The sequence below is a fragment of the Aeromonas sp. QDB34 genome (assembly GCF_027705405.1).
GTDB classification, from domain to species: domain Bacteria; phylum Pseudomonadota; class Gammaproteobacteria; order Enterobacterales; family Aeromonadaceae; genus Aeromonas; species Aeromonas hydrophila.
In genome coordinates this window covers 33,206-54,405 of the sequence record NZ_JAPDBT010000009.1, presented here as the reverse complement: position 1 = coordinate 54,405, position 21,200 = coordinate 33,206, and the positions used below count along the sequence as shown (strand labels likewise).

Sequence of the window (21,200 nt, the reverse complement as noted above, 5' to 3'; positions counted from 1 at the left end):
CTTTCGCTACGTTAATCAGCCATGCCAGTTGGTATTATTCAACGATGGGTCATTTTCTTCCGGCACTCTATTCTGTCACGTGCGTGCTATTTTGCGATTCCGGCCTGACGGGGAGTTGCCTTGTCACTCCGGTAGTTGAGATAACCATGCGACAAACCATTCAGCAGGCATGGAGGCAGACTCTTTATTCAACGCAACGTGGATATCCCAGTTCGTTTCTACCTCCGCGAGTATGGGCATCACGGCATCAATCTCTGCGGGGGCATCGACATCAGCGTATCTATTCCAGAAAGCCTCACACCAGTGAGCAATAGACTCATGATGGTGAGGTGCACTTTCTGGATGGGCGCCCCATATCAAAACCTGTTTTACATTGTCTGGCGTAAATGCCAGCTGTATTTCATCGGGCATATTGCTTTACCTGCAACATCAAAGTCGTGTGCGCAATGCAGAAAATAAGGGGCAACACAGTACGCTAGTTCGCGCAGTGATCCTGCCGCTGTGCCTGTAGAGGCTGGTTGTGCATGCAGACGAAAACGGGATGGCTCTCTTTTCTCACATAGCCCCAGACCCGGATACCACGCTCCAGCATGGTAAATTTGACACCGGCCTGGCTCGCAATATGAATCGCTTCATCCGTGAAATCTTCAATGTCCGGTGCCAGCAATGCCCCTCTGGAGTGAGCCTGGTATGCCAGGACGTCCAGGAACTCCATGGCCCAGAAGTTGCCCCCATATTGTGCCAGTTCTGGTGTATAGCTCTCACCATCTTCTGGAAATGTGGAGCCTCCGGATCCGTTCTCCGGTATTGGAAGAACCTGTTGCTTTGATGCAGCAACGCAAAAAGACTATTCCATTTTGAATTGTTCGAAACAGACGTCATGCCTGCCTTGATAACATACTCTTTGACTGGCTCTCTATGTCGAATGTCCATCACTATCCTCTAGGTCGAATGACACCTTGCCAGACAGATCTACGCCGCCGTGTCGTAACAAAATCCATGAAAACCAGATAATGGTTTGATAAACGTCTGGTGTTGTAGATCACCTTTCAAGCGCCATTTTTATAACGCGGTCAAGCAGTTCTTCATCCTCATGCAGCTCGCGGTACGCGGTGAAAGAGAGATTGCCGTCATTGTACTGTTTTTCAAAGAATATTTTTAAGCGCCATTCGTCGGGATCTGGGTTGTTGAAATCAAAGTCTATTCCACCGACAGAAGCAGTTCGGTATATATCGACACCAACACCATGAGTACGATAGACCCAATGAGTCCCTGGTATGGTCATTGTTCCCCTATGCTCTGGTTCCAATATTTTCTCTGCGGAGGCCAGATGAAAAACTCGCACAAGCAGCTCTTCAGCCCACTTCCTTTGTGCATACCATAGCGGAATAAGGTTTTTGATTTTTTCAAGATTATCCATTTTGCCCTCTCAGATTCTATGTTATGGCGTGTTATATCCAGCGGCGGCAACATATCTAGCGGTCGACATGGATAACAGAAATTTGTTCTGCGGCACATTCTGTGTTTGGGATTTGGCTGCAATATTACCCGACCATCTTGGCAAGATGGGGATTTTCAATTCAGACCAGTGAAGGCTATGAACGTCTTGAATGACAGGCAGACAAGACAGGAGTGATCATGGGAACAGCCGCTCATAAAGCTCTTGTTCAAATGGCATGCCAAATGGACTGGCAGTCACCAGATTCTTGCTGTAGCCATGTTTGTTTCCCTGTGCAATAAACCCCAGTGGAGTACCCTTGACCAACAGGGCGACGGAATGACCGTCAGGCGCCCAACGCAGCTCAATATCGCTTTCGAGGGGGGCATCACCTTCACTACCAGGAACAACAAACTTGAGGATTGCCGGCGGTGCGTTGTTGCCGCAGTACTCATTCAGATGTTCAGGGGATGGTACCGTATTGAGCAGCCAACAGTCCGCTGCAGGGTAATCAGACCCGGAGTCTGTCATGTAGAGCCAGACCGAAGTCCCTTCATCAGCAAGAATGGCCGCCTTATGGGAAACAGGATGTCTTTCGGATAAAAAAAGGGGGGTCATTTTTGATGAGCCTCAGATTGAGAGCATGATTGCACCATCAGATACCGGGCCCGTACCGGAATATCTGAATATGCCTGATTGAAATATACTCATGAAGATGGATTTATTGCATTTATAGGCGGCATGGATTGTGATGAAAAAAGGATGTTTGTACTTGCTAAAAATTACCGGATCTTAATTCGTAAATTGAATAGATATTGGTCAAGTACAAGTCCCACTGTGTTTCGGCCTCGGTGAGGCTCGGAAGTAGTTTCTCAATTTCAGGCTCCGCATCGACCTCAAGGTACTGGCACCAAAACCGATCACACCACTCCGCGATTGCCTTATAAGAGTAAGGATAAGACTCGGGCATCGCTCCCCACTTCAGCATTTGAATCGTGGCCTCCTTCGTGAAAGGTATCTCCACTGGCTGTCTCACGTTAACTTCGCTTGTCCTCTATTTATACTGCATAACGTTTTGTTAAGGTACAGGCTTTAGCCTGTCCCTGCGAGCAATTTGAACCATTTGTTAGGCCTCTTATATCCTGGATAAAAAAACACATAAACCATTCTTTATGAATAGATGAATCATTAGTTTCTGTTTATACATTCTTTACTTCCCCGTTACTGTTAACGGTAGGATTTTTTTTGCAGATTTTGAGCGTGATTATTTTTATGGTGGTTCTAATATTTTTCAAGCAGAATCTTTAATAAATCCTTGGGAATCTATAGCTTTATTTATAAAAGCATGTTGAGCTTCACGTAAGCTGCTAACATTAGCTCCACCTTCATAATCAGGGTCTGAGTTTTGTACCAAGTCATCTTCCCAGCCACAAAGCTCACAAATATCGAACGTACCTATAGCAGGCTCATCCAAAGTTTTATAGCCACAGCAAGGGCAGGTATATTTCAACAGTCTCTCCATAATGTATAACGATCAAAGCAGCTACGCGGTACGCGTCGGCTGACTTTGCTTGTTATGTTTTTAATGCCACCCCAACGTTGAGGTAGTATTGGATAATTAGTTTCCAGCGTTGTTCAGCTGCTTGCGAAAACTCTTCACGCTAGTCAGTACATTCACTAAAATATTCATCCGATGTAAAACACAAAAACGTATCTATTTCATTCGCTTCGAAGTCGACGCCAAAGCTTTCAAAGTGCTTTCGATAATTATCAATAATTTTCAGCGAGTTGAAATCACCTGCAAGCTTTAGAGCCCTTAAGACTAGAGGATACAATTCCATACTGTATGTAAAAAAATGATCCCAGCCCTCCATATCCGCTATTGATTCTAAGTACGCCACCGCGAAAATGGGCCACTCTTGTTCCGAAAGGTTGGTTTCATCGCCAATCCCTTTATCAAGTATTTCATCAACAGTTAGAGATTTCATAGCACCTCAAACATAATGTCCGCATTTGCGGAAAATAGAAGCGAAGCGGAAATTTGTCCGAAGCATGCGCTTGTTATACATTTAAAGACACTACCTTATTTTCCCTAACGAATTTATGTAAGAGCTCAGTAAGATTGTCTTCATATATGTAGAGTTCGGTATCTAAACTTTCTAAATCTGCTTCATAGTTTTCATCACCTTCATAACGTGCAAGTTGCTTCCATTTTTTATCTCGGCCTAACGAGGGTTTAGACTCTGAAAAACAGCGTATTTCCTTTTCAAGTAATCCATAAGAATGGATGGCATTGACTTTTGAGCCCCGCTAAAATCTCTAAACAATGGTCGCCAAGTGAATTAAAAAATAGCTGGTCAAAGCCGCCGTTGTGGACTTCACCATCAAAATACCACAGCAAATAAACTAACTGTGCTTCTGGGTTGATTCATTCTAGATATTCAGTATTTCCATCACTGCCTGTAAAAACTATTTCATGGCAGGCATGGAAGACATCAAATGCCGGCTCTTCATTATCTGAAAAGTCTGAGAAGTGCATGGGCATAACAGTGATTAGATAGAAGGCGGCACTAATCCGATAGCAGTGCCTTCCATATAACTCCGCTTTGCCTCTGACACTTGAACGTATTCGCTTGGCTTCTTCGTCGGTGATGGCAAGCGTCGGCATGGCTACCGCCCCTGAGTTTCAGCCCCCAGTTCGCTGCTTTTCATCCGTGAGCTAGCAACAATCGCTTTCATGGCGTTCTTCCGAGAGGTTGATTGTCATTCGGGTATCTTAAGGGGGAGGGGGCGCGTTGAGAAGCATGTTTTGGTGGGAATCTGTTTTGGATTAATACATTAGTCATTAAGGCGTGGGCTGATTGAGCATCTTGCTTGGCTGGAAATGCACGCTCCCCTCACCCCAGCCCTCTCCCAAGGGGAGAGGGAGCATATCTGTTGTTAGACGGGGCTGTGGCTGGCACGGTGTTGATCCCCCTCTTGTTTGCTGAGGCTAGGCCTCTTGTCCAGGCCGCGAGGCAGGATGCCGAGCGAGCGGCGCTGGGCCATGGACGGCCCATCGGCGCGTGCCATTGGACAAGAGGGTGAGCTGAAGGAGCCCGACGTCAGTCGGGCGAATAAGCGGGGGTGGCCTTTCTTTTGGTGACTTTTCTTTGGCCACGCAAAGGAAAGTCACTCGCCCACGCCAGAAGGGCGGGCGAAACCTTGTCGAGGGCGAAGCACTCGCATCTTGCGCAGTGAAGCCGAGCCATCATATCCAATCCGTGAACGTCCAGATACGCTGAGCTATTAGAACCTACGGACTGTTTGGCCGCGCCAGGGGACAAACAGTCTTGATATAATTGTTAGGTCATAAATCAAGGGAATAGCTTTTAGGGAAGCATTTCAACTGAGGGTGGTGGAATTATCGGAAGTGACAATTCAGCAGGCAACTCAGGAAATACCATAGCGGCTACTTCAGGATTCTTCAAGCCTGCTCCATCTGCAAAGCTCCAATTTTTTCCTTGGTCATCCGAATACGCCAGTATATATCCATCACCTACAGTCCTAACCTTTTCCGATTTCAAGGTAAGAATAGTTGGGAAGACCACATATATAAACTTACCGCTATAAACTGCTTTAGTTGCTGGTTTTACCAAATATTCTGATAATTCCATCCCTTGCTCTTTGATGCCAGCAAATGCTGCTCTGGTCATTTCTATTGCCTTATTCCGCCCGCCCATAAGTTGAACTGGCGTGGGGTGCATATTAGAGATAACAAACTCATGGTCGCCTGAAAATATTGCTGTACCTATTTTCTTTGCAATCATCTCGGCATGCTTAATTTCTGGGCGTTCAAGGTTCCCAGAGAATGCAGGATGAGCGAACATTAGTAGTATTAAAAGTTGGAAAATAAATTTCATAGTCGTCTCCAAACTCGAGTTTTGGCCTCACAGTGATTAGATAGAAATTGGTACTAATTCGATAGCAGAATCTTCCATATAGCTCCGCACAGCCCTGATAGTTACCACTAAAAAATCAAATTAAATAAAAATATTACCAGTCTGCCTATGATATTTGAACGTATTCGCTTGGCCTCCTTTTTTTGCCCTATACCTTACCACTGTCAAATAAGGAACCGTCCATGGCAAGTGCATGTAAAGCTACCGTCCTCCCCCAGTTAGCTGCTTTTCAGCCACGAGATAGCAACAATCGCTTCCATGACATGTTCCCGAGAGATAGATTGTCGTTTGGTTATTTTAAGGGGCCGGATTGAGACATGGAAAGAGGGAGTTGATAGAAATCTGAGCTGGTTCAACCAATTAGTGAAGGTTGTTGATTAAGTGAGCTGTTGGGTTAATGGGGGGGGGGAATTCCCCTCACCCTCTCCCAAGGGGAGAGGGGACAAAGACGCTGGGAGCGGCAACAAGCAAAAAATAGAAAGGGAGCCTATCAGGCTCCCTTTTTGCAGACATGGTCAATGGCATGTGACCCATGCCGCCCCTTATCGATTGGTCGCCGCCTTCATCCCTTCCACAAACTCTTTCAGACGGTTCAGCATATGCTCCGGATTCTGGTGGTGGGTCTCGATGATCTTCACCACGGCGGAGCCGGAGATGGCACCGGCGGCGCCAGCGGCAATCGCTTCACGTACCTGAGTCGGCTCGCTGATGCCAAAGCCGAGCAGGGCAGGGGGAGCATTGAACTCGCGCAGGGTATTGATGAGGCCCTCCACCGGCATGCCGGCCTTGGTCTCGGCACCGGTGACGCCAGCGCGGCTCACCAGATAGGTGTAACCATTACCCAGCTCCGCCACCTGTTGCAGGGTCTCGGCGTCGCCATTGGGCGGAGCGATAAAGATGCTGTCGATACCGCACTTGTCGGCAGCCGCCTTGTAGGGGGCGCACATCTGCACCGGCACGTCGGCGACCAGCACCGAGTCTACGCCCGCCTGCTGGCACTTCTCGTAGAAGCCGTCAATTTTGCGCACATAGACCAGGTTGGCGTAGACCAGCAGGCCAATGGGCAGCTGCGGGTACTTGGCGCGGATACGGCCTAGCAGCTCGAAGCAGTCGTCCGGGGTGGTGTGGCTGGCAAATGCCCGCAGGGCGGCGCCCTGAATGGTGGGGCCGTCCGCCACCGGATCGGAGAAGGGAATGCCGAGCTCGAGGGCATCGGCGCCCCCTGCGACCAGCGCATCGACGATGGCCAGCGACAATTCGGGGGTGGGGTCACCCAGCATCACGAACGGCACAAAGGCGCCCTGATTGGCCTTGTCCAGACGGGAGAAGAGTTGTGCGTAACGGTTCATGACAAGGTTCCTTCTTTCTCGAAAATGTCGGCAACAGTGAAGATATCTTTGTCGCCACGGCCGGAGAGGTTGACGATGAGCACCTGCTCTTTTTCCGGTTCACTGCGGGCCATCTTGAGGGCATGGGCCAGCGCGTGGGAGGACTCCAGCGCCGGGATGATGCCTTCGGATTTGGCCAGCTCCTGGAAGGCGTCCAGCGCCTCCTTGTCGGTCACCGAGGGGTACTCGGCGCGGCCGATGGCGGCCAGGTGGGCGTGCTGCGGGCCGACGGAGGGGAAGTCCAGCCCCGCCGAGACGGAGTAGGACTCCTGAATTTGACCCTGGGTGTCCTGCATCAGGTAGGAGTGCATGCCAAAGAAGACCCCCTTGCTGCCGTGACCGAGCGGCGCACCGTGCTCGCCGCTCTCGATGCCATGACCACCCGGCTCGACACCGATGAGGCGCACCGACGGCTCATCGATAAAGTCGGCAAACATGCCGATGGCGTTCGACCCGCCGCCGACGCAGGCGATCACCGCATCGGGCAGCCGCTCTTCCTTTTCGAAGCACTGGGCCTTGGCCTCTTCGCCGATCATCTTCTGGAACTCCCGCACGATAGTGGGGAAGGGGTGCGGGCCGGCGGCGGTACCGAGCAGGTAGTGGGCCGACTCGTAGTTGGCAGCCCAGTCGCGCAGCGCCTCGTTGCAGGCATCTTTGAGGGTGCTGGAACCGGAGTGCACCGGGATCACGGTGGCGCCCATCAGCTTCATGCGAAAGACGTTGGGCTTCTGGCGCTCGCAATCCTTGGCACCCATATAGACCCGGCACTTGAGGCCGAGCAGAGCGCAGGCCAGCGCGGTGGCCACACCATGCTGACCGGCACCGGTCTCGGCGATGATCTCGCTCTTGCCCATCCGCTTGGCCAGCAGCGCCTGACCCAGTACCTGGTTGGTCTTGTGGGCGCCGCCGTGCAGCAGGTCCTCACGCTTCAGATAGAGGCGGGTCTTGGTGCCCTTGGTCAGATTGCGAGTCAGGGTGAGCGGGGTCGGGCGACCGGCATACTCGGTCAGCAGGGTCTGAAATTCGGCGATAAAGGCCGGATCATCCTTGGCATCGACAAAGGCCTTCTCCAGCTGGAGCAGGGCGGGGATGAGGATCTGGGGCACGTACATGCCGCCAAATTCACCAAAAAACGGGTTGAGCAGGGTCATGGTTTCTTCCTTATACCTTGAGTCGAAAACGGAACATCAATTACGAAACAGTGATTCAGTAGTGGCCTCACAGGGCGCGCTTACAGTTGGCGCAGGGCGGCAAACGCGGCCGCCAGCTTGTGCGCATCCTTCTGGCCCGGGGCACTCTCCACCCCGGAGTTGAAATCAAGGCCGAGGCAGCCCACTTGCGCGGCTTGCAGGGCGTTGTCGGGGTTAAGGCCGCCCGCCAGCATCAGCTTGGCTTTATCGAGATGGGCCAGCAGGGCCCAGTCGAACGCCTGACCGGTGCCGCCGCTCTGGCTGCCGACCGCAGTTTTCACGACAGTATCCAGCAGCAGGCGATCGGCCGGGTAGTCGAGGGCGGGCAGCGGCTCGCCACTTTCCTTGCCAAGAGAGACGCCGACGGCCTTCCAGATCTGGCAGCCAGCCGGCAGCAGTACTCGCAGGCCCTCGATATAGGCGGCATCTTCATCCCCGTGCAGTTGCACCGCGGCGAGGCCAAGCGCTTCCACCGTCTTGGCGATGGTGGCGGGCTGGGCATTGCGAAATACCCCGACATAGGCGAGCGGCGCGCCCGCCATCACGGCGCGGGCGGCAGGGATGTCCACATAACGCGGGCTTTTGGCTACAAAGATAAGACCCCCGAATACCGCGCCCGCCTGATGGGCAGCGGCGGCATCCTCGGCGCGGGTGAGGCCGCACACCTTGTTCTGGCCCAGAGTGAACTTGCGCACCGCAGCCTCCAGATCCGGCTCGGCCATCAGGGACGAGCCCACCAGAAAGCCCTTGGCATGGTGGCGCAGATCCGCCACCTGGGCGCGGTGGTTGATGCCGGACTCGCTGATCACTACCCGATCGCTTGGAATGTCTTTGGCCAGCTGCTTGGTGCGGGCGAGGTCGACGCTCAAGTCGCGCAGATCCCGGTTGTTGATGCCAATCACCGGCGCCCCCAGCGCGATGGCGCGGGTCAGCTCCTCCTCGTTGCTCACCTCGGTGAGCACGCCAAGGCCCAGCTCCTTGGCGACCGCGAACAGGGCGCGATAGCCCTCGTCGGTGAGCACCGAGAGCATCAGCAGGATGGCGTCCGCCTGATAGTGGCGGGCCAGATAGACCTGATAGGGGTCAATCATGAAATCCTTGCAGAGCACCGGCTGCTGAACACGGCTGCGAACCCGCGGCAGGAAGGCGAAATCCCCCTGAAAGAACTTCTCGTCGGTCAGCACCGAGATGGCGGTGGCGTATTTGCCATAGATGTCGGCGATGGCCTCCGGGCTGAAGTCGTCGCGGATCAAGCCCTTGGAGGGGGAGGCCTTCTTGCACTCCAGAATGAAGCGGGTGGAGCCCGCCTTGAGCGCCCCGACGAAATCCCGATCGCTGGGGGTGAGCGTGCTCTGGAAGCTCTCCAGCGGCTGGGCCAGCTTGCGGGCGGCAACCCACTCCTGCTTGGCCGCCACGATCTTGCCGAGGATGGTCTGGCTGATGGAGGCCATGTTCAGAAAAGCATGGGGGGCAATAAGGTCTGACATCTCGTTATCCTTGCGAAGCTGGCTATTGCCCTGCGGGCGTACTGAATGACTGCTGTGCAGAGTCGTGGCTGACATCATGCCTCCTGATGACTCAAGGTGGCCAGCCGAGCGGCGAGCTCCGCCGTCTTGCCGCTTGCCAGCACCGCCAGCACCTCGGCCGCCGCGCTCTTGAGATCTTTCGCCTTGCCTGCCATCAGCAGCAGCGGTGCCACGTTAGCGGCAATGGCGGCGTTGTGGGCCGGGGTGCCACGCCCTTCCAGAATGGCGGCGGTGATGGCGCGGTTCTCTTCAGGCTCACCGCCCTGAATGGCGCTGACCGGGTAGGTCTCCAGGCCAAAGTCAGCTGGGGTTAACAGAAACTCGCGGATCTCTCCGTCACGGATCTGGGCCACCTGGGTCGGGCCGTGGATGGCAATCTCATCCAGCCCGGCGCCGTGCACCACCATACCGGTTTTCAGCCCCAGAGCCAGCAGGGTTTCGGCGATGGGGCGCACCAGCTCGGGGGCATAGACTCCCATCAGCTGATAGGTGGGGCGAGCGGGGTTGATAAGCGGCCCCAGCACGTTGAACAGGGTGCGGGTCTTGAGGGCCTGACGCACCGGCATGGCGTGGCGCACCCCGGCGTGATACTGGGGGGCGAACAAAAAGCAGATGCCGAGCTCGTCCAGGCAGCGGCGCGCCTGCGCCGGGCTCATGTCGAGCTTGATGCCCATCTTGTCCAGCAGATCGCTCGAACCCGACTTGCTCGAGACCGAGCGGTTGCCGTGCTTGGCCACTTTCAGGCCGCAGGCGGCGGCGACCAGCGCCGAGGTGGTGGAGACGTTGATGGTGTTGAGGCCATCGCCACCGGTGCCGACGATGTCGCAGAACTCATAGTCCGGACGCGGGAAGTCACGCGCTTCTGCCAAGAGGGCCTCGGCGGCGCCGGCGATCTCCTCCGGGGTCTCCCCCTTGATCTTGAGGGCGGTCAAGAGACTGGCGAGCACGATGGGATCCACTTCGCCACGTACCACCTGGCCGAAGGCGTCGCGGGTACTTTCACGGCTCAGAGACTGACCCTGATAGAGGGTGTTGAGATGATGATGCATGTTGGTCTCCTTACCTTACCGCACGCTGCTTTCTGGACGGGTGATATGGGCGAGCGCCTGGGTCAGCAGACGGGCCCCTTCCGAGGTCATGATGGATTCCGGGTGGAACTGGAAACCCAGCACCCGTTCATCCTGCTGCTCGATGGCCATGGGCATGCCTTGATAGTGGGCAATCACCGTCAGCTCTTCCGGCACATAGGTGGCGACTAGCGAGTGGTAGCGGGCCACCGGCAGCGGGCTTGGTAGACCGGCGAAGGCGCCGTGGCCGTTGTGCTCAATCAGCGAACGCTTGCCGTGGACGATCTCGCCTGCCGCGCCGACGGTGCCGCCGTAGGCTTCGCACAGGGCCTGATGGCCGAGACAAATGCCGAGGATGGGTACTTGACCGCGGGCCAGCTTGATGAGGTCGATGAGGCAACCCGCTTCATGGGGGGCGCCCGGCCCCGGCGAGAGCACCAGCACGGCGTCCCCTTCGCAGGCGGCGATCTCGCTCATGATGCGGCTGGCCGGCAGGCTGTTGCGGTAGATCCGCACCGGATAACCGAGGGAGCGGAACTGGTCGACGAGGTTGTACGTGAAAGAGTCGAAGTTATCGAGCAGGAAGATGTTAGTCATGGCTCACGTCCTTATGTTGCTCCTGCTGGGCGCTCAGGGCTTGCAGGGAGGTGCCATGGCTGGCTGCGATGGCGGCCAGCACGGCCGCCGCCTTGGCGCGGGTCTCGTCCGCCTCGGCCTGGGGCTTGGAGTCATAGACCACGCCGGCACCGGCCTGCACATGGGCCACGCCCTCTTTGACAAAGGCGGAGCGGATCACGATGCAGGTATCCATCTCGCCGGCGCCGTTGATGTAGCCGACCGCGCCGCCGTAGCTGCCGCGGCGCTTGCCTTCCACCATGCGAATGAGCTCGCTGGCGCGGATCTTGGGGGCGCCGGTGAGGGTGCCCATGTTCATGCAGGCCTGATAGGCGTGCAGGGCATCGAGATCCGAGCGAAGAGTGCCGACCACCTTGGAGACCAGATGCATCACGTGGCTGTAGCGATCCACTTTCAGCAGCTCCTTGACGTAGCGGGTGCCGGGCTCGGAGATGCGGGCGATGTCGTTGCGGCCCAGATCCACCAGCATCAGGTGCTCGGCCACCTCTTTCTCGTCCTGACGCAGTTCCAGCTCGATGCGGCCGTCGAGATCCCGGTTGATGCTGCCATCGGGGTTGAAGCCGCGGCGGCGGGTACCGGCAATGGGGTACATCTCCACGTCGCGGCTGGTGGCGCAGAATTTCACCGCGCTCTCCGGCGAGGCGCCAAACAGGGTGAAGCCCTCATCCTGCACGTAGAACATGTAGGGGCTGGGGTTGGTCTGTTTGAGGCGGCGATAGGCGGCGACGGGGCTGGGGCAGAGCAGGGAGAAGCAGCGGGACGGCACCACCTGGAAGATGTCACCGCGGCGAATGAAGCCCTTGAGCTTCTCCACCTCGGCGCAGAACTGCTTGTCGCTCTTGTCCACGCTCATGCCGCCGGCGAGGGCCGGGGTGGCCGGGGCCTGCGCGGGGGCTTGCTGGCAGGCGTGCTTGAACTGGGCGAGGCGCTCGCTCAGGCGGTGGTATCTGTCTTCCACCCGGCTCTCGTCGCTGTCGCCGCCAAAGATGCAGGCAAGCAGCGCAGTGGAACGTGCGATGTGGTCGATGGTGATCAGGGTCTCGGCCACGTAGAAGCAGTAGTCGGGGCAGTCGTTGCTCCCCTCCGGTACCTCTGGCAGATCCTCGAAGGAGGCGATGAGGTCGTAGGCGAAGCTGCCGGCCATAAACAGGGCTTCTTTACCGAGTTGGCAATCGAGCTCCCGCTGCAGGGTGCGCAGCACGTCCAGCACGCTGATCCCCTTGAGACGGCTGTCTTCATCCTGCTCCCGATCGGATGCCGGGAAGTCGAGCTGCAACTCTCCGGCCACCATGCTCTGGGCAACGGCGGCGGGCAGACGCTCGGCCAGCAGGCTCTGCAGCTGGGCGCCGTTGTCGTTCAGGCTGCGCACCCGCACGGTGCGGCCACGGCACTCGATGCGCAGGCAGGCGTCCACCAGCAGCAGGCTCTGTTTGCCGGCCTTGGAGTCGATCTCGACCGATTCGAGCAGCAGGTTGTTGGGGCGACCCTGGCAAAGCTCGCTGTAGAGTGCCAGCGGATCGGCCACGTAGGGGGCGTTGAGGGTGAGGGTATCGAATTCACCCAGAGGAAGGCGATGGCTGGCTGTCATAGTGCGTTCCCTTGCGTGTGATGCTGTTTACCGATGTTCATGACGTTGAATTCCTTGAAAATTTAATGGGTCTGGGGTGGCTGGTTCAGGGGCGCCATCGCCAGGTCAGGTTGCTTGTCTGAATTCTCGGTTTCATCACAGGTCCATTTGCCGGATAATAAAAAAGCCCGCTGGGGTCAGCGGGCTTTTTCTTTGGGTTCTTTATTTGCTGTCAGATTTACAGGTACAGCAACGACCACACGCCCGCATGTCAGGGAGTGTGCCACCACCAGATGGTCAGGATGGAAGTCGTTTGCATGATAAAGTCCTGTAAAAAGATGTTTGCAATGAAGTGCCTACAGAAAACGATAAAGCCGCGGCCAAGTCAAGTCGCTTTTTAGCCTTCTTTCACCGAATGTGTACCCATGGTGACCTGACCACGAGAGCGGAATAATCTGATGAGATTCGATCTACACTGCCATACCACGGCCTCGGATGGCGTGCTGAGCCCAGCCGAACTGGTGCGCCGCGCCGCCGCACAAGGGGTCGAAGTGTTAGCAGTCACTGACCACGATACCCTTGCCGGGCTTGATGAGGTGCGCCGCACCATCGACGCCGAGCAACTGCCGCTGCGGCTGGTGAGCGGGGTCGAGATCTCCACCGGCTGGGAGCATCACGAAATTCATATCGTGGCGCTGGGGGTGGATGAAAAAAATCCGCAGCTGGTGGCGTTTCTGGCCGGCCAGCTGGCCCGTCGGGAGGCGCGCGCCCAGGAAATAGGGCGTCGTCTGGAGAAGTGCCAGCTCTCCGGCACCTATGAAGAGGCCAAGCAGCTGGCCGGCGACGCCGCCGTCACTCGGGCCCACTTTGCCCGGGTGCTGATGGCGCGCGGGGTAGCCGATACCATGCAGAAGGTCTTCAAAAAGTACCTGAGCCGGGGCAACAAGGGCTATGCTCCGGCCGAGTGGCCCGAAATGGGCGAAGCGATCAGCGCCATTCACACCGCTGGCGGTCTGGCGGTGCTGGCCCACCCGAGCCGTTATGATCTCACCGCCAAGTGGATCAAGCGGCTGCTGGTGGCCTTCAAGGCGGCCGGTGGTGATGCCATGGAGGTTTCGCTGCCCCAGCAGAGCCCGCAGGAGCGGGCGAATCTCGGCCAGTGGGCCAAGGAGCACGACCTCTACATCTCGGTGGGATCGGATTTTCACTTCCCCTCCAACTGGACCGAGCTGGGGCGCCACCTCTGGTTGCCCAAGGAGGGCACGCCGCTCTGGCTGGCCCATCCCGGCCACTTCGGCCTGAGCGCCGAGCAGCACGCCGCCCTGCTGGCCAGCCGTTGATAGGCGCCGGCGGGCGTCAAACAGATTAAGGTAGTGTCGTGGAGCCTGGCTCCACGACCATCAAGCGGGCAGGCATTGCCGCCCCCATTGCGAGAACGAGTCATGAGTCAGCACTTTTACGTACATCCGGAAAACCCCCAGGCCCGTCTGATCAGCCAGGCGGTACAGATCATTCAGAACGGCGGCGTCATCGTCTATCCCACCGACTCGGGCTATGCGCTGGGTTGCCAGATGGGCGACAAGGGCGCGCTGGAGCGCATCTGCCGCATCCGCCGCATCGATCCCAACCACGACTTCACCCTGGTGTGCCGCGATCTCTCCGAGATCTCCACCTATGCCAAGGTGGACAACACGGCGTTTCGCCTGATCAAGAACAACACACCCGGCCCCTACACCTTCATCTTCAAGGCCACCAAGGAGGTGCCGCGCCGCCTGATGAACGAGAAGAAGAAGACCATCGGCATCCGGGTGCCGGACAACAAGATTGCCCAGGCGCTGCTGGAAGCGCTCGGCGAGCCGCTGCTCTCCACCACCCTGATCCTGCCGGAATCTGACATGGCGGAGTTCGACCCGGAGGAGATCTTCGACAAGCTGGGCAAACAGCTGGATCTGGTGGTCAACGGCGGTTATCTGGGCGAGCAGCCCACTACCGTGGTGGACTTCTCCGACGACGAGCCTGTGCTGCGCCGGCGTGGTGCCGGGGACCCGACTCCGTTTGAGTGATACTGCCGATCCTGTGCCGGTGACGACCACGCCCATGGCGGGCGAGAGGGGGACGAACCCGGCGGGGGAAGCCATTCCCCCCCAGGCCGTCCCGTCTCCCATCGCCCGGGTGCTGGGGCAGCCCTATCACGAGCTGCCCCAGGATTTGTTCATCCCGCCCGATGCGCTAGAGGTGTTTCTCGATACCTTCGAGGGGCCGCTCGATCTGTTGCTCTACCTCATCCGGCGCCAGCAGCTCGACATCCTCAACCTGCCGATCCTGCAGATCACCGCCCAGTACATGGAGTACGTGGAGCTGATGCAGGGCCTCAATCTGGAGCTGGCGGCCGAATACCTGCTGATGGCGGCCTGGCTGGCGGAGATAAAATCCCGTCTGCTGCTGCCCAAGGCGCCGGAGCTGGAAGATGAGGAGGAGGGGGAGGATCCCCGCGTTACCCTCATTCGCCGGCTGCAGGAGTACGAGCGCTACAAGGTAGGGGCGGAGCGGGTCAACGAGTTGCCGCGGCTGGAGCGGGAGATCTTCATCGCCACCGCCCTGCCGCCGGATTTTGGCGATCTCAAACCATTGACGCCCGATGTTTCGCTGGTTGAGCTCGCCCTTTACATGCAAAGTGTGGTAAAACGCGCGACTCATTTTGAACATCACCAGATCCGCCGTGAGCAGATCCCGACCCGGGTGCGCATGGCTGAGATCCTTGCCATGCTCTCGCTGGGCCAGACCCTGCGCCTGGATCGGGTGCTGCGCGCCGAAGAGGGGCGCATGGGGGTGTTGGTGACGTTTCTGGCACTGCTGGAGCTGTGCAAGGAGCAGTTGATCTGGATCCTGCAGGCGGAACCGCTGGGGCCGATCCACTTTGCCCTGGCCGGCCAGCATGAGGAGAGCGAGCGTGGCGCTGCCCACTGAACGGTTGAAGAGGCCGATGTTGCGAGGAGCGGACCATGGCGCTGCCGGCTGAACGACTCAAGACGCTGATCGAGGCGGCACTGTTCGTCGCCGGACGCCCGCTCAACGTCAGCGAGCTCAAGAGCAGCGTACTGGCGGACTACCCGGTCACCAGCCGCTACGTCCAGCTGTTGCTGGCGGAGCTCAGACAGGATTACAGCGAACGGGGGGTGGAGCTCAAGGAGGTCGCCTCCGGCTGGCGCTTTCAGGCCCGCCAGGAGTACGCCGAGGAGCTCTCCAGGCTCTGGAGCGAGCGGGCGCCCCGTTATTCGCGCGCCGTGATGGAGACGCTGACGTTGATCGCCTATCGTCAGCCCATCACCCGGGCCGAGATCGAAGCCATCCGCGGGGTGGCGGTCTCGAGTCAGATAGTGAATACCCTGAAAGAACGTGGCTGGGTGCGTAGCATCGGCCACAAGGAGGTAGTGGGCCGCCCGGAGCTGCTCGCCACCACCCGAGAATTTCTGGATTATTTTAATCTGCAGAGTCTGGAGCAGCTCCCCGAGCTGGATCCGGAACTGCAACCCTCGTTGTCCACGCTGACACTGGCAGCTGCGGGCAGCGATCAACAATCAGGTAACCCCGATGAGTGAAAAACTGCAAAAAGTGTTGGCCCGCGCGGGTCACGGCTCCCGTCGTGAGATGGAGGCCCTGATCACCGCAGGTCGGGTCAGTGTGGATGGCAAGGTTGCCACACTGGGGGATCGCGTCGAAGTGAACGCCGTGATCCGGGTGGATGGTCACCAGATCAAGACCCGTGCCGCAGAGGAAGTGATCTGCCGCGTGCTGGCTTACCATAAGCCGGAAGGGGAGATGTGTACCCGTCACGATCCGGAAGGTCGTCCCACCGTGTTTGATCGTCTGCCCAAGATGGAAGGGGCCCGCTGGATCGCGGTCGGCCGCCTTGACGTCAACACCTCAGGTCTGTTGCTGTTCACCACCGACGGTGAGCTGGCCAACCGGCTGATGCACCCGAGCCACGAAGTGGAGAGGGAATACGCGGTGCGGGTCTTTGGCGAGATCACCGAAGCCATGCTGCAGCGCCTGCGCAAGGGTGTGCAGCTGGAAGACGGCATGGCCAAGTTCAACAAGATCAAGCCGGCCGGCGGCGAGGGTCTGAACCAGTGGTTCAACGTCACCCTGACCGAAGGTCGCAACCGTGAAGTGCGCCGCCTGTGGGAATCCCAGGAAGTGCAGGTGAGCCGCCTGATGCGCATTCGCTACGGCGACGTGCAGCTGGATCGCGGCATCCCGCGCGGTGGCTGGCAGGAGCTGAAACTGCCCGAGGTGAACTATCTGCGTGGCCTGGTCAACTTGCCCAACGAGACCGAGTCCAAGGTTGATCTGCAGCAGGACGGCAAAACCAGTCGTCACAAGCAGGCCGCCCAGATCCGTCGCGCCGTCAAGCGCCACAAGGAGATGCAGGGCAAGGAGCCGCGTGCCCGTGCCACCACGGCCCGTCGCAAGCCGACCTCCTCCACCCGCAACTCGGGTACCGGCAGCAAGTAAGCGCTGCGTGGCCGCAAGGCCGCACTGCAAAAGGCCCGCCTCTTCGGCGGGCCTTTTCGTTGGCACCTTTTGAGTTCGTTATTGTTCAAATTCACGTAAAGCTGAATTAATGGGGCCGGGCAGGCGACTGCCAGGGGCGGGGGTGGTTGCTCGGCACGGGCGGGCTTGTTAGCCTTCCCGCACTGACACAGGAGATAATAATGAGCAAGGTACTTGATGAGCTGCTGGCGTTGCTGGCGCTCGAAAAAATCGAGGAGGGCCTGTTTCGGGGCCAGAGCCAGGATCTCGGTCTGCGGGCCGTGTTTGGTGGACAGGTAATGGGACAGGCCTTGTCAGCCGCCAAACAGACGGTGGCAAGCGATCGCCAGGTGCACAGCTTCCACTCCTACTTCCTGCGCCCCGGCGATGCCAACCGTCCCATCGTCTACGACGTGGAGAACATCCGCGACGGTCAGACCGTCTCCACCCGTCGGGTCAAGGCCATTCAGGGCGGCAAGCCCATCTTCTATCTCAATGCCTCCTTCCAGGTCGAGGCGGACGGCTTTGAACACCAGATCGCCATGCCGGCGGGGATCACGCCGCCCGAGCAGCTCAAGAGCGAGCTGGAGCTGGTGCGCCCCTACGAGCAGCAGATCCCGCCCGCCCTGCGCGACAAGATCATGTGCGAGAAGCCCATCGAAATTCGCCCGGTGACCCTGGTTGACCCGATCCGCCCCGATGTGCACGAGCCGCTGCGCCACGTCTGGTTCAAGGCCAATGGCCAGATGCCGGACGATCAGCGGGTGCACAAGTACCTGCTGGCCTATGCCTCCGACTTTCACTTCCTGTTCACCGCCCTGCAGCCCCACGGCGTGTCGTACTGGGAGCCGGACATGCAGGTGGCCACCATCGATCACTCCATGTGGTTCCACCGGGACTTCCGGCTGGACGACTGGCTGCTCTACGTGGTGGACAGCCCGAGCGCCAGCGCCGGTCGCGGCCTGGTGCGCGGCCAGTTCTTCACTCGCGATGGCGTGCTGGTGGCGAGCACGGCGCAGGAAGGGGTGATCCGCCGCCGTGGTTGATGAGCGCTGACCGCCAACAAAAAACGGGAGCCAATGGCTCCCGTTTTTTTATGCGCTTGCTCTATCAGGCCGCATCTTGCTCGGCGCTGAGCGCTGGCTCGCCGCTTTGGGCGAAACGGTCGGCCCACAGGGCGATGACGCCGTCGCCGGTGACGTTACAGGCGGTGCCGAAGCTGTCCTGGGCCAGGTAGAGGGCGATCATCAGGGCGATGGAGGCCTCACCGAACCCCAGCATGGAGGTGAGCAGACCCAGCGCGGACATGACGCCGCCACCCGGGGCACCCGGCGCGGCGATCATGATGACGCCCAGCATCATGATGAAGGGCAGCATGGTGTCTATGCCCGGAATGGCCAGATGCTCGGAGAGGAACATCACGGCGGTGGCGCAGGTCACTAGCGTGATGGTGGAGCCACACAGGTGAATGGTGGCGCACAGCGGCACGGTGAAGTTGGCGATGCCGTCGCTCACGCCGTTGTTCTTGCTGGCCTGCAGGGCGACCGGGATGGTGGCGGCGCTGGACATGGTGCCGAGGGCGGTGAAGTAGGCTGGCAGCATGTTCTTGATGAGCTGGGCCGGGGAGCGGCCCAGGGCCAGACCGGTGCCGACGAACAGCACGGAGAGCCAGAGCCAGTGCATGACGATGGCCATCACCAGCACCACGCCGAAGGTCTTCAGGGTGGCGAATACAGTGCCTTCCACCGTCATCTCGACGAAGACGCCGGCGATGTAGAACGGCAACAGCGGGATGATCACCTTGGCCAGCAGGCGGTCGATGATGTCACGGCCCTGATCGGCGACCCGGCGCAGATCGGTGGCCTGGGTGGCGCTGATGCCGATGCCGAACACGAAGGCGGCGGCCAGCGCCGACATCACCCCGAACAGCGGCGGGATCTCCAGGTTGATGTAGGAGGCGAGCTTGATGGCGCTCTCGGCGGTGGGCTCGGCGGCGGTGGTCAGGCGCGGGATCAGGTTGCTGGCCACGGTAAAGGCGAACAGACCCGCCAGTATGGTGGAGCAGTAAGAGAGGGCGACCGTCTTGCCCAGCAGTTTGCCGGAGTTCTTCGGCAGGCTGGCGATGCCGCTCATGATGAAGAACAGGATGATGAGCGGAATAGTGAAGGTGATCAGCTGACCTATGACTGTCTTGGCCGTAAACAGCACGCGTGCGACCCATTCCGGGGCGTAGAGACCGAGCAAGAGACCGGCGAGGATGCCGGCAACCAGTTTGAGGACAAGTTTCATAAGTAAATCCAGGTGTTAGTGTCTGATTTGTTATTTAATTTTGATTTTAATGCCGCTTTTTAACACAAAATCCGCATCATGTCTGTCGTGTGTGCGTTAATGTCGAGTTAAATATTGTTAAATGTGATAATGGTGGTGATAGCCACTGACGAGGTGAGCGCGAAGAAAGGTTGGTGATTAATTTGACGCGCCCTTTCAGGCGCGGATAAGCAAAGCGTGCAGCCAGCGGCCATCCGCCTGCTCACACTCCCAGCACCGCTGCAGTTGCAGCGGCAGCGGGGCGATGAGCTGGCGCAGGCCGTCCTCATCGAGCGGGGTCAGGGATAGGTGCGCTTGGGCTGAGGGATCACCAAGAGTGCTGCCGGTGGCAACGATCTGGCCACTGGGGTGGGGAAAGGCGCAGTAGAGCGGCCCGGCGGGCTTGAGCAGGCCGGCCAGATGGGTCAGCGCGTCGCTGAGCTCGTCTAGCGCGATCGCCGGCAAGGCCCCGCGCGCCCAGATACCGTCATAGGGCACCACGCTATGCAACTGCTCGATGCGGCAGACCCGCACCGGCTGGCCGCTGCGCCGAGAGGCTACCCTGGCCTGTGCCAGGCGGGCATCGAAGGCAGTCACCACCAGCCCCTGCTGGCGAAAGAAGCAGAGATCGTCGCCTTCGCCGCAGCCCGCCTCCAGCAGGTGGGCGCCCGGTGGCAGCAGCGCCAGAAACGCTTGGCGCGCCGCTGACCATGGGTCGGCTGAGGACGTGGCAATGGAGACCGGAGGGCAAGAGGAGGATGAACGGGACATGGCGGGCACCTTGGTTCGGGGGGCGCAACTCAATTTCGGGGGCGTGACTATAGCAAACTTGAGCCAATTTGGCGCCGGGGCGCCAAAGTGATGGCAGGAGATGGAAGGAAGTGAGGGGGTGTCTGCGCCTGGCCAGGGCCGCCAGTGTTCGGCCTTGCTGGCTCAGGAGCGACGGGCGGCCGGGCCGGTTGGCAGGGCGATCAGGGCGAACAGGCTGTCCAGCAGGAAGTCGGCCTCCTGGCGCAGATCGATGCGCTCCGGAAAATGCAGCCAGTTGATGATGTAGCCATCCAGGGTGCAGTGCAGCAGGGTGGCGGCCCGCTGCAGATCCAGCCCCTGCGGCAGCTGGCCGAGGCGCACTGCATTGCCCAGGGTGGTTTCCAGATCCCGGAAGAAGTTGCTGGACTGGCTGCGCATGTGTTCGCGCAAGGAGATGGCCTCTCCCTCCAGCGACTCTAGGTTGAACATGATGGTGAACATCTGCTGATGGGCCGGGTTGGTGCAGATTTTGACCAGCACCTCCTTGAGGAAGGTGCGCAGCTTGCCGAGGGGGTCGGGCTCCAGCTCGGAGACACAGGCATCGAGCTGATGGGAGAGGGGTTGGCACAGCTCTTCCCAGAGGGAGACGAACAGCTCTTCCTTGTTCTTGAAATGCCAGTAAATGGCGCCCCGGGTCAGCTCGGCTGCCCTGGCGATGTCGGTCAGGCTGGTCTTGGCCAGGCCGTGTGAGCAGAACAGATCCAGGGCCGTACTCATGATGTGGCAGCGGGTCTGCTGCGCCTCTTCTTTGGTTCTTCTGGCCATCTCTGCGCGCACCTTGTAAAAGTAAAAAAAGT

Annotated in this window: 24 protein-coding genes; 6 read left to right on the top strand and 18 right to left on the bottom strand. The window is 58.5% G+C overall.

What is annotated here, in order from left to right:
- Window positions 1–123: 123 nt before the first annotated feature.
- The 15 genes from OKC29_RS13580 to OKC29_RS13515 form a co-directional block, all read right to left on the bottom strand.
- Entirely contained in the window at window positions 124–411 is a 288-nt protein-coding gene (locus OKC29_RS13580) for a hypothetical protein (RefSeq protein WP_168756049.1), read from the bottom strand.
- 64 nt (window positions 412–475) lie between these two features.
- Window positions 476–715 (bottom strand): DUF6678 family protein, encoded by a 240-nt coding sequence (locus tag OKC29_RS13575; protein WP_168756048.1) that lies wholly within the window; start codon window positions 713–715, stop codon window positions 476–478.
- A gap of 327 nt (window positions 716–1,042) precedes the next feature.
- On the bottom strand, window positions 1,043–1,420 hold the full coding sequence (locus OKC29_RS13570) for a DUF6896 domain-containing protein (RefSeq protein ID WP_168756047.1): 378 nt from the start codon (window positions 1,418–1,420) through the stop codon (window positions 1,043–1,045).
- Window positions 1,421–1,636: 216 nt separating this feature from the next.
- Window positions 1,637–2,056 (bottom strand): hypothetical protein, encoded by a 420-nt coding sequence (locus tag OKC29_RS13565; RefSeq protein WP_270669303.1) that lies wholly within the window; start codon window positions 2,054–2,056, stop codon window positions 1,637–1,639.
- A 673-nt stretch (window positions 2,057–2,729) separates the two neighbouring features.
- A complete protein-coding gene (locus OKC29_RS13560; RefSeq protein WP_101613924.1) occupies window positions 2,730–2,948 on the bottom strand; it encodes a CPCC family cysteine-rich protein in 219 nt (72 codons plus the stop codon).
- 151 nt (window positions 2,949–3,099) lie between these two features.
- The gene (locus OKC29_RS13555) at window positions 3,100–3,426 is read right to left on the bottom strand and encodes a DMP19 family protein (protein ID WP_101613925.1); all 327 of its coding nucleotides are present in this window, start codon (window positions 3,424–3,426) and stop codon (window positions 3,100–3,102) included.
- Between the two features lie 278 nt (window positions 3,427–3,704).
- Window positions 3,705–3,866: a DMP19 family protein gene (locus OKC29_RS23065; protein ID WP_353736700.1), complete on the bottom strand. Its 162-nt coding sequence runs from the start codon at window positions 3,864–3,866 to the stop codon at window positions 3,705–3,707.
- The gene (locus OKC29_RS13550; RefSeq protein ID WP_201355644.1) at window positions 3,867–4,106 is read right to left on the bottom strand and encodes a hypothetical protein; all 240 of its coding nucleotides are present in this window, start codon (window positions 4,104–4,106) and stop codon (window positions 3,867–3,869) included. It lies immediately after the preceding gene.
- A 703-nt stretch (window positions 4,107–4,809) separates the two neighbouring features.
- A complete protein-coding gene (locus OKC29_RS13545) occupies window positions 4,810–5,340 on the bottom strand; it encodes a hypothetical protein (RefSeq protein WP_270669302.1) in 531 nt (176 codons plus the stop codon).
- 581 nt (window positions 5,341–5,921) lie between these two features.
- Window positions 5,922–6,728 carry a tryptophan synthase subunit alpha gene (trpA, locus tag OKC29_RS13540; RefSeq protein ID WP_201355645.1) on the bottom strand — a complete coding sequence of 269 codons (807 nt, stop codon included), beginning with the start codon at window positions 6,726–6,728 and terminating at the stop codon, window positions 5,922–5,924.
- Window positions 6,725–7,918: a tryptophan synthase subunit beta gene (trpB, locus tag OKC29_RS13535; protein ID WP_011706727.1), complete on the bottom strand. Its 1,194-nt coding sequence runs from the start codon at window positions 7,916–7,918 to the stop codon at window positions 6,725–6,727. The genes trpA and trpB overlap by 4 nt, the downstream gene beginning before the upstream one ends.
- 80 nt (window positions 7,919–7,998) lie before the next feature.
- Window positions 7,999–9,519 (bottom strand): bifunctional indole-3-glycerol-phosphate synthase TrpC/phosphoribosylanthranilate isomerase TrpF, encoded by a 1,521-nt coding sequence (trpCF, locus tag OKC29_RS13530; RefSeq protein WP_270669300.1) that lies wholly within the window; start codon window positions 9,517–9,519, stop codon window positions 7,999–8,001.
- Complete coding sequence (trpD, locus tag OKC29_RS13525; protein ID WP_005302896.1) at window positions 9,519–10,532, bottom strand: anthranilate phosphoribosyltransferase; 1,014 nt, start codon at window positions 10,530–10,532, stop codon at window positions 9,519–9,521. Before trpD ends, trpCF begins: the two co-directional genes overlap by 1 nt.
- A gap of 15 nt (window positions 10,533–10,547) precedes the next feature.
- Window positions 10,548–11,147 carry an aminodeoxychorismate/anthranilate synthase component II gene (locus OKC29_RS13520; RefSeq protein ID WP_005359135.1) on the bottom strand — a complete coding sequence of 200 codons (600 nt, stop codon included), beginning with the start codon at window positions 11,145–11,147 and terminating at the stop codon, window positions 10,548–10,550.
- A complete protein-coding gene (locus OKC29_RS13515) occupies window positions 11,140–12,774 on the bottom strand; it encodes an anthranilate synthase component 1 (protein WP_241417576.1) in 1,635 nt (544 codons plus the stop codon). Before OKC29_RS13515 ends, OKC29_RS13520 begins: the two co-directional genes overlap by 8 nt.
- A gap of 437 nt (window positions 12,775–13,211) precedes the next feature.
- On the opposite strand from OKC29_RS13515, the gene rnm reads away from it, so the two are divergent.
- From rnm to tesB, 6 genes are all read left to right on the top strand, one after another.
- Window positions 13,212–14,093 (top strand): RNase RNM, encoded by an 882-nt coding sequence (rnm, locus tag OKC29_RS13510; RefSeq protein ID WP_168756044.1) that lies wholly within the window; start codon window positions 13,212–13,214, stop codon window positions 14,091–14,093.
- A gap of 102 nt (window positions 14,094–14,195) precedes the next feature.
- A complete protein-coding gene (locus OKC29_RS13505; protein WP_016351379.1) occupies window positions 14,196–14,816 on the top strand; it encodes an L-threonylcarbamoyladenylate synthase in 621 nt (206 codons plus the stop codon).
- Window positions 14,809–15,720, top strand: coding sequence for a segregation and condensation protein A (locus OKC29_RS13500; RefSeq protein ID WP_201355648.1), 912 nt, complete (start codon window positions 14,809–14,811; stop codon window positions 15,718–15,720). The genes OKC29_RS13505 and OKC29_RS13500 overlap by 8 nt, the downstream gene beginning before the upstream one ends.
- A 35-nt stretch (window positions 15,721–15,755) precedes the next feature.
- Window positions 15,756–16,352: an SMC-Scp complex subunit ScpB gene (scpB, locus tag OKC29_RS13495; protein ID WP_011706719.1), complete on the top strand. Its 597-nt coding sequence runs from the start codon at window positions 15,756–15,758 to the stop codon at window positions 16,350–16,352.
- Window positions 16,345–17,268, top strand: coding sequence for a 23S rRNA pseudouridine(2605) synthase RluB (gene rluB / locus OKC29_RS13490; protein ID WP_011706718.1), 924 nt, complete (start codon window positions 16,345–16,347; stop codon window positions 17,266–17,268). The genes scpB and rluB overlap by 8 nt, the downstream gene beginning before the upstream one ends.
- A 200-nt stretch (window positions 17,269–17,468) precedes the next feature.
- Entirely contained in the window at window positions 17,469–18,332 is an 864-nt protein-coding gene (tesB, locus tag OKC29_RS13485; RefSeq protein WP_016351376.1) for an acyl-CoA thioesterase II, read from the top strand.
- Between the two features lie 64 nt (window positions 18,333–18,396).
- On the opposite strand, the gene OKC29_RS13480 is transcribed toward tesB, so the two are convergent.
- The 3 genes from OKC29_RS13480 to OKC29_RS13470 form a co-directional block, all read right to left on the bottom strand.
- Complete coding sequence (locus OKC29_RS13480) at window positions 18,397–19,575, bottom strand: dicarboxylate/amino acid:cation symporter (RefSeq protein WP_011706715.1); 1,179 nt, start codon at window positions 19,573–19,575, stop codon at window positions 18,397–18,399.
- A gap of 195 nt (window positions 19,576–19,770) precedes the next feature.
- A complete protein-coding gene (locus tag OKC29_RS13475) occupies window positions 19,771–20,364 on the bottom strand; it encodes a class I SAM-dependent methyltransferase (protein ID WP_270669299.1) in 594 nt (197 codons plus the stop codon).
- Between the two features lie 162 nt (window positions 20,365–20,526).
- Entirely contained in the window at window positions 20,527–21,168 is a 642-nt protein-coding gene (locus OKC29_RS13470) for a TetR family transcriptional regulator (protein ID WP_042066025.1), read from the bottom strand.
- Window positions 21,169–21,200 lie beyond the last annotated feature (32 nt).

Bases quoted from the DNA above. Each gene is read 5' to 3' on its own strand.
- OKC29_RS13580 (WP_168756049.1), bottom strand. From the start codon at position 411: ATGCCCGATGAAATACAGCTGGCATTTACGCCAGACAATGTAAAACAG.
- OKC29_RS13575 (WP_168756048.1), bottom strand. From the start codon at position 715: ATGGAGTTCCTGGACGTCCTGGCATACCAGGCTCACTCCAGAGGGGCA.
- OKC29_RS13570 (WP_168756047.1), bottom strand. From the start codon at position 1,420: ATGGATAATCTTGAAAAAATCAAAAACCTTATTCCGCTATGGTATGCA.
- OKC29_RS13565 (WP_270669303.1), bottom strand. From the start codon at position 2,056: ATGACCCCCCTTTTTTTATCCGAAAGACATCCTGTTTCCCATAAGGCG.
- OKC29_RS13555 (WP_101613925.1), bottom strand. From the start codon at position 3,426: ATGAAATCTCTAACTGTTGATGAAATACTTGATAAAGGGATTGGCGAT.
- OKC29_RS13550 (WP_201355644.1), bottom strand. From the start codon at position 4,106: ATGCCGACGCTTGCCATCACCGACGAAGAAGCCAAGCGAATACGTTCA.
- OKC29_RS13545 (WP_270669302.1), bottom strand. From the start codon at position 5,340: ATGAAATTTATTTTCCAACTTTTAATACTACTAATGTTCGCTCATCCT.
- trpA (WP_201355645.1), bottom strand. From the start codon at position 6,728: ATGAACCGTTACGCACAACTCTTCTCCCGTCTGGACAAGGCCAATCAG.
- trpB (WP_011706727.1), bottom strand. From the start codon at position 7,918: ATGACCCTGCTCAACCCGTTTTTTGGTGAATTTGGCGGCATGTACGTG.
- trpCF (WP_270669300.1), bottom strand. From the start codon at position 9,519: ATGTCAGCCACGACTCTGCACAGCAGTCATTCAGTACGCCCGCAGGGC.
- trpD (WP_005302896.1), bottom strand. From the start codon at position 10,532: ATGCATCATCATCTCAACACCCTCTATCAGGGTCAGTCTCTGAGCCGT.
- OKC29_RS13520 (WP_005359135.1), bottom strand. From the start codon at position 11,147: ATGACTAACATCTTCCTGCTCGATAACTTCGACTCTTTCACGTACAAC.
- OKC29_RS13515 (WP_241417576.1), bottom strand. From the start codon at position 12,774: ATGACAGCCAGCCATCGCCTTCCTCTGGGTGAATTCGATACCCTCACC.
- rnm (WP_168756044.1), top strand. From the start codon at position 13,212: ATGAGATTCGATCTACACTGCCATACCACGGCCTCGGATGGCGTGCTG.
- OKC29_RS13505 (WP_016351379.1), top strand. From the start codon at position 14,196: ATGAGTCAGCACTTTTACGTACATCCGGAAAACCCCCAGGCCCGTCTG.
- scpB (WP_011706719.1), top strand. From the start codon at position 15,756: ATGGCGCTGCCGGCTGAACGACTCAAGACGCTGATCGAGGCGGCACTG.
- rluB (WP_011706718.1), top strand. From the start codon at position 16,345: ATGAGTGAAAAACTGCAAAAAGTGTTGGCCCGCGCGGGTCACGGCTCC.
- tesB (WP_016351376.1), top strand. From the start codon at position 17,469: ATGAGCAAGGTACTTGATGAGCTGCTGGCGTTGCTGGCGCTCGAAAAA.
- OKC29_RS13480 (WP_011706715.1), bottom strand. From the start codon at position 19,575: ATGAAACTTGTCCTCAAACTGGTTGCCGGCATCCTCGCCGGTCTCTTG.
- OKC29_RS13475 (WP_270669299.1), bottom strand. From the start codon at position 20,364: ATGTCCCGTTCATCCTCCTCTTGCCCTCCGGTCTCCATTGCCACGTCC.
- OKC29_RS13470 (WP_042066025.1), bottom strand. From the start codon at position 21,168: ATGGCCAGAAGAACCAAAGAAGAGGCGCAGCAGACCCGCTGCCACATC.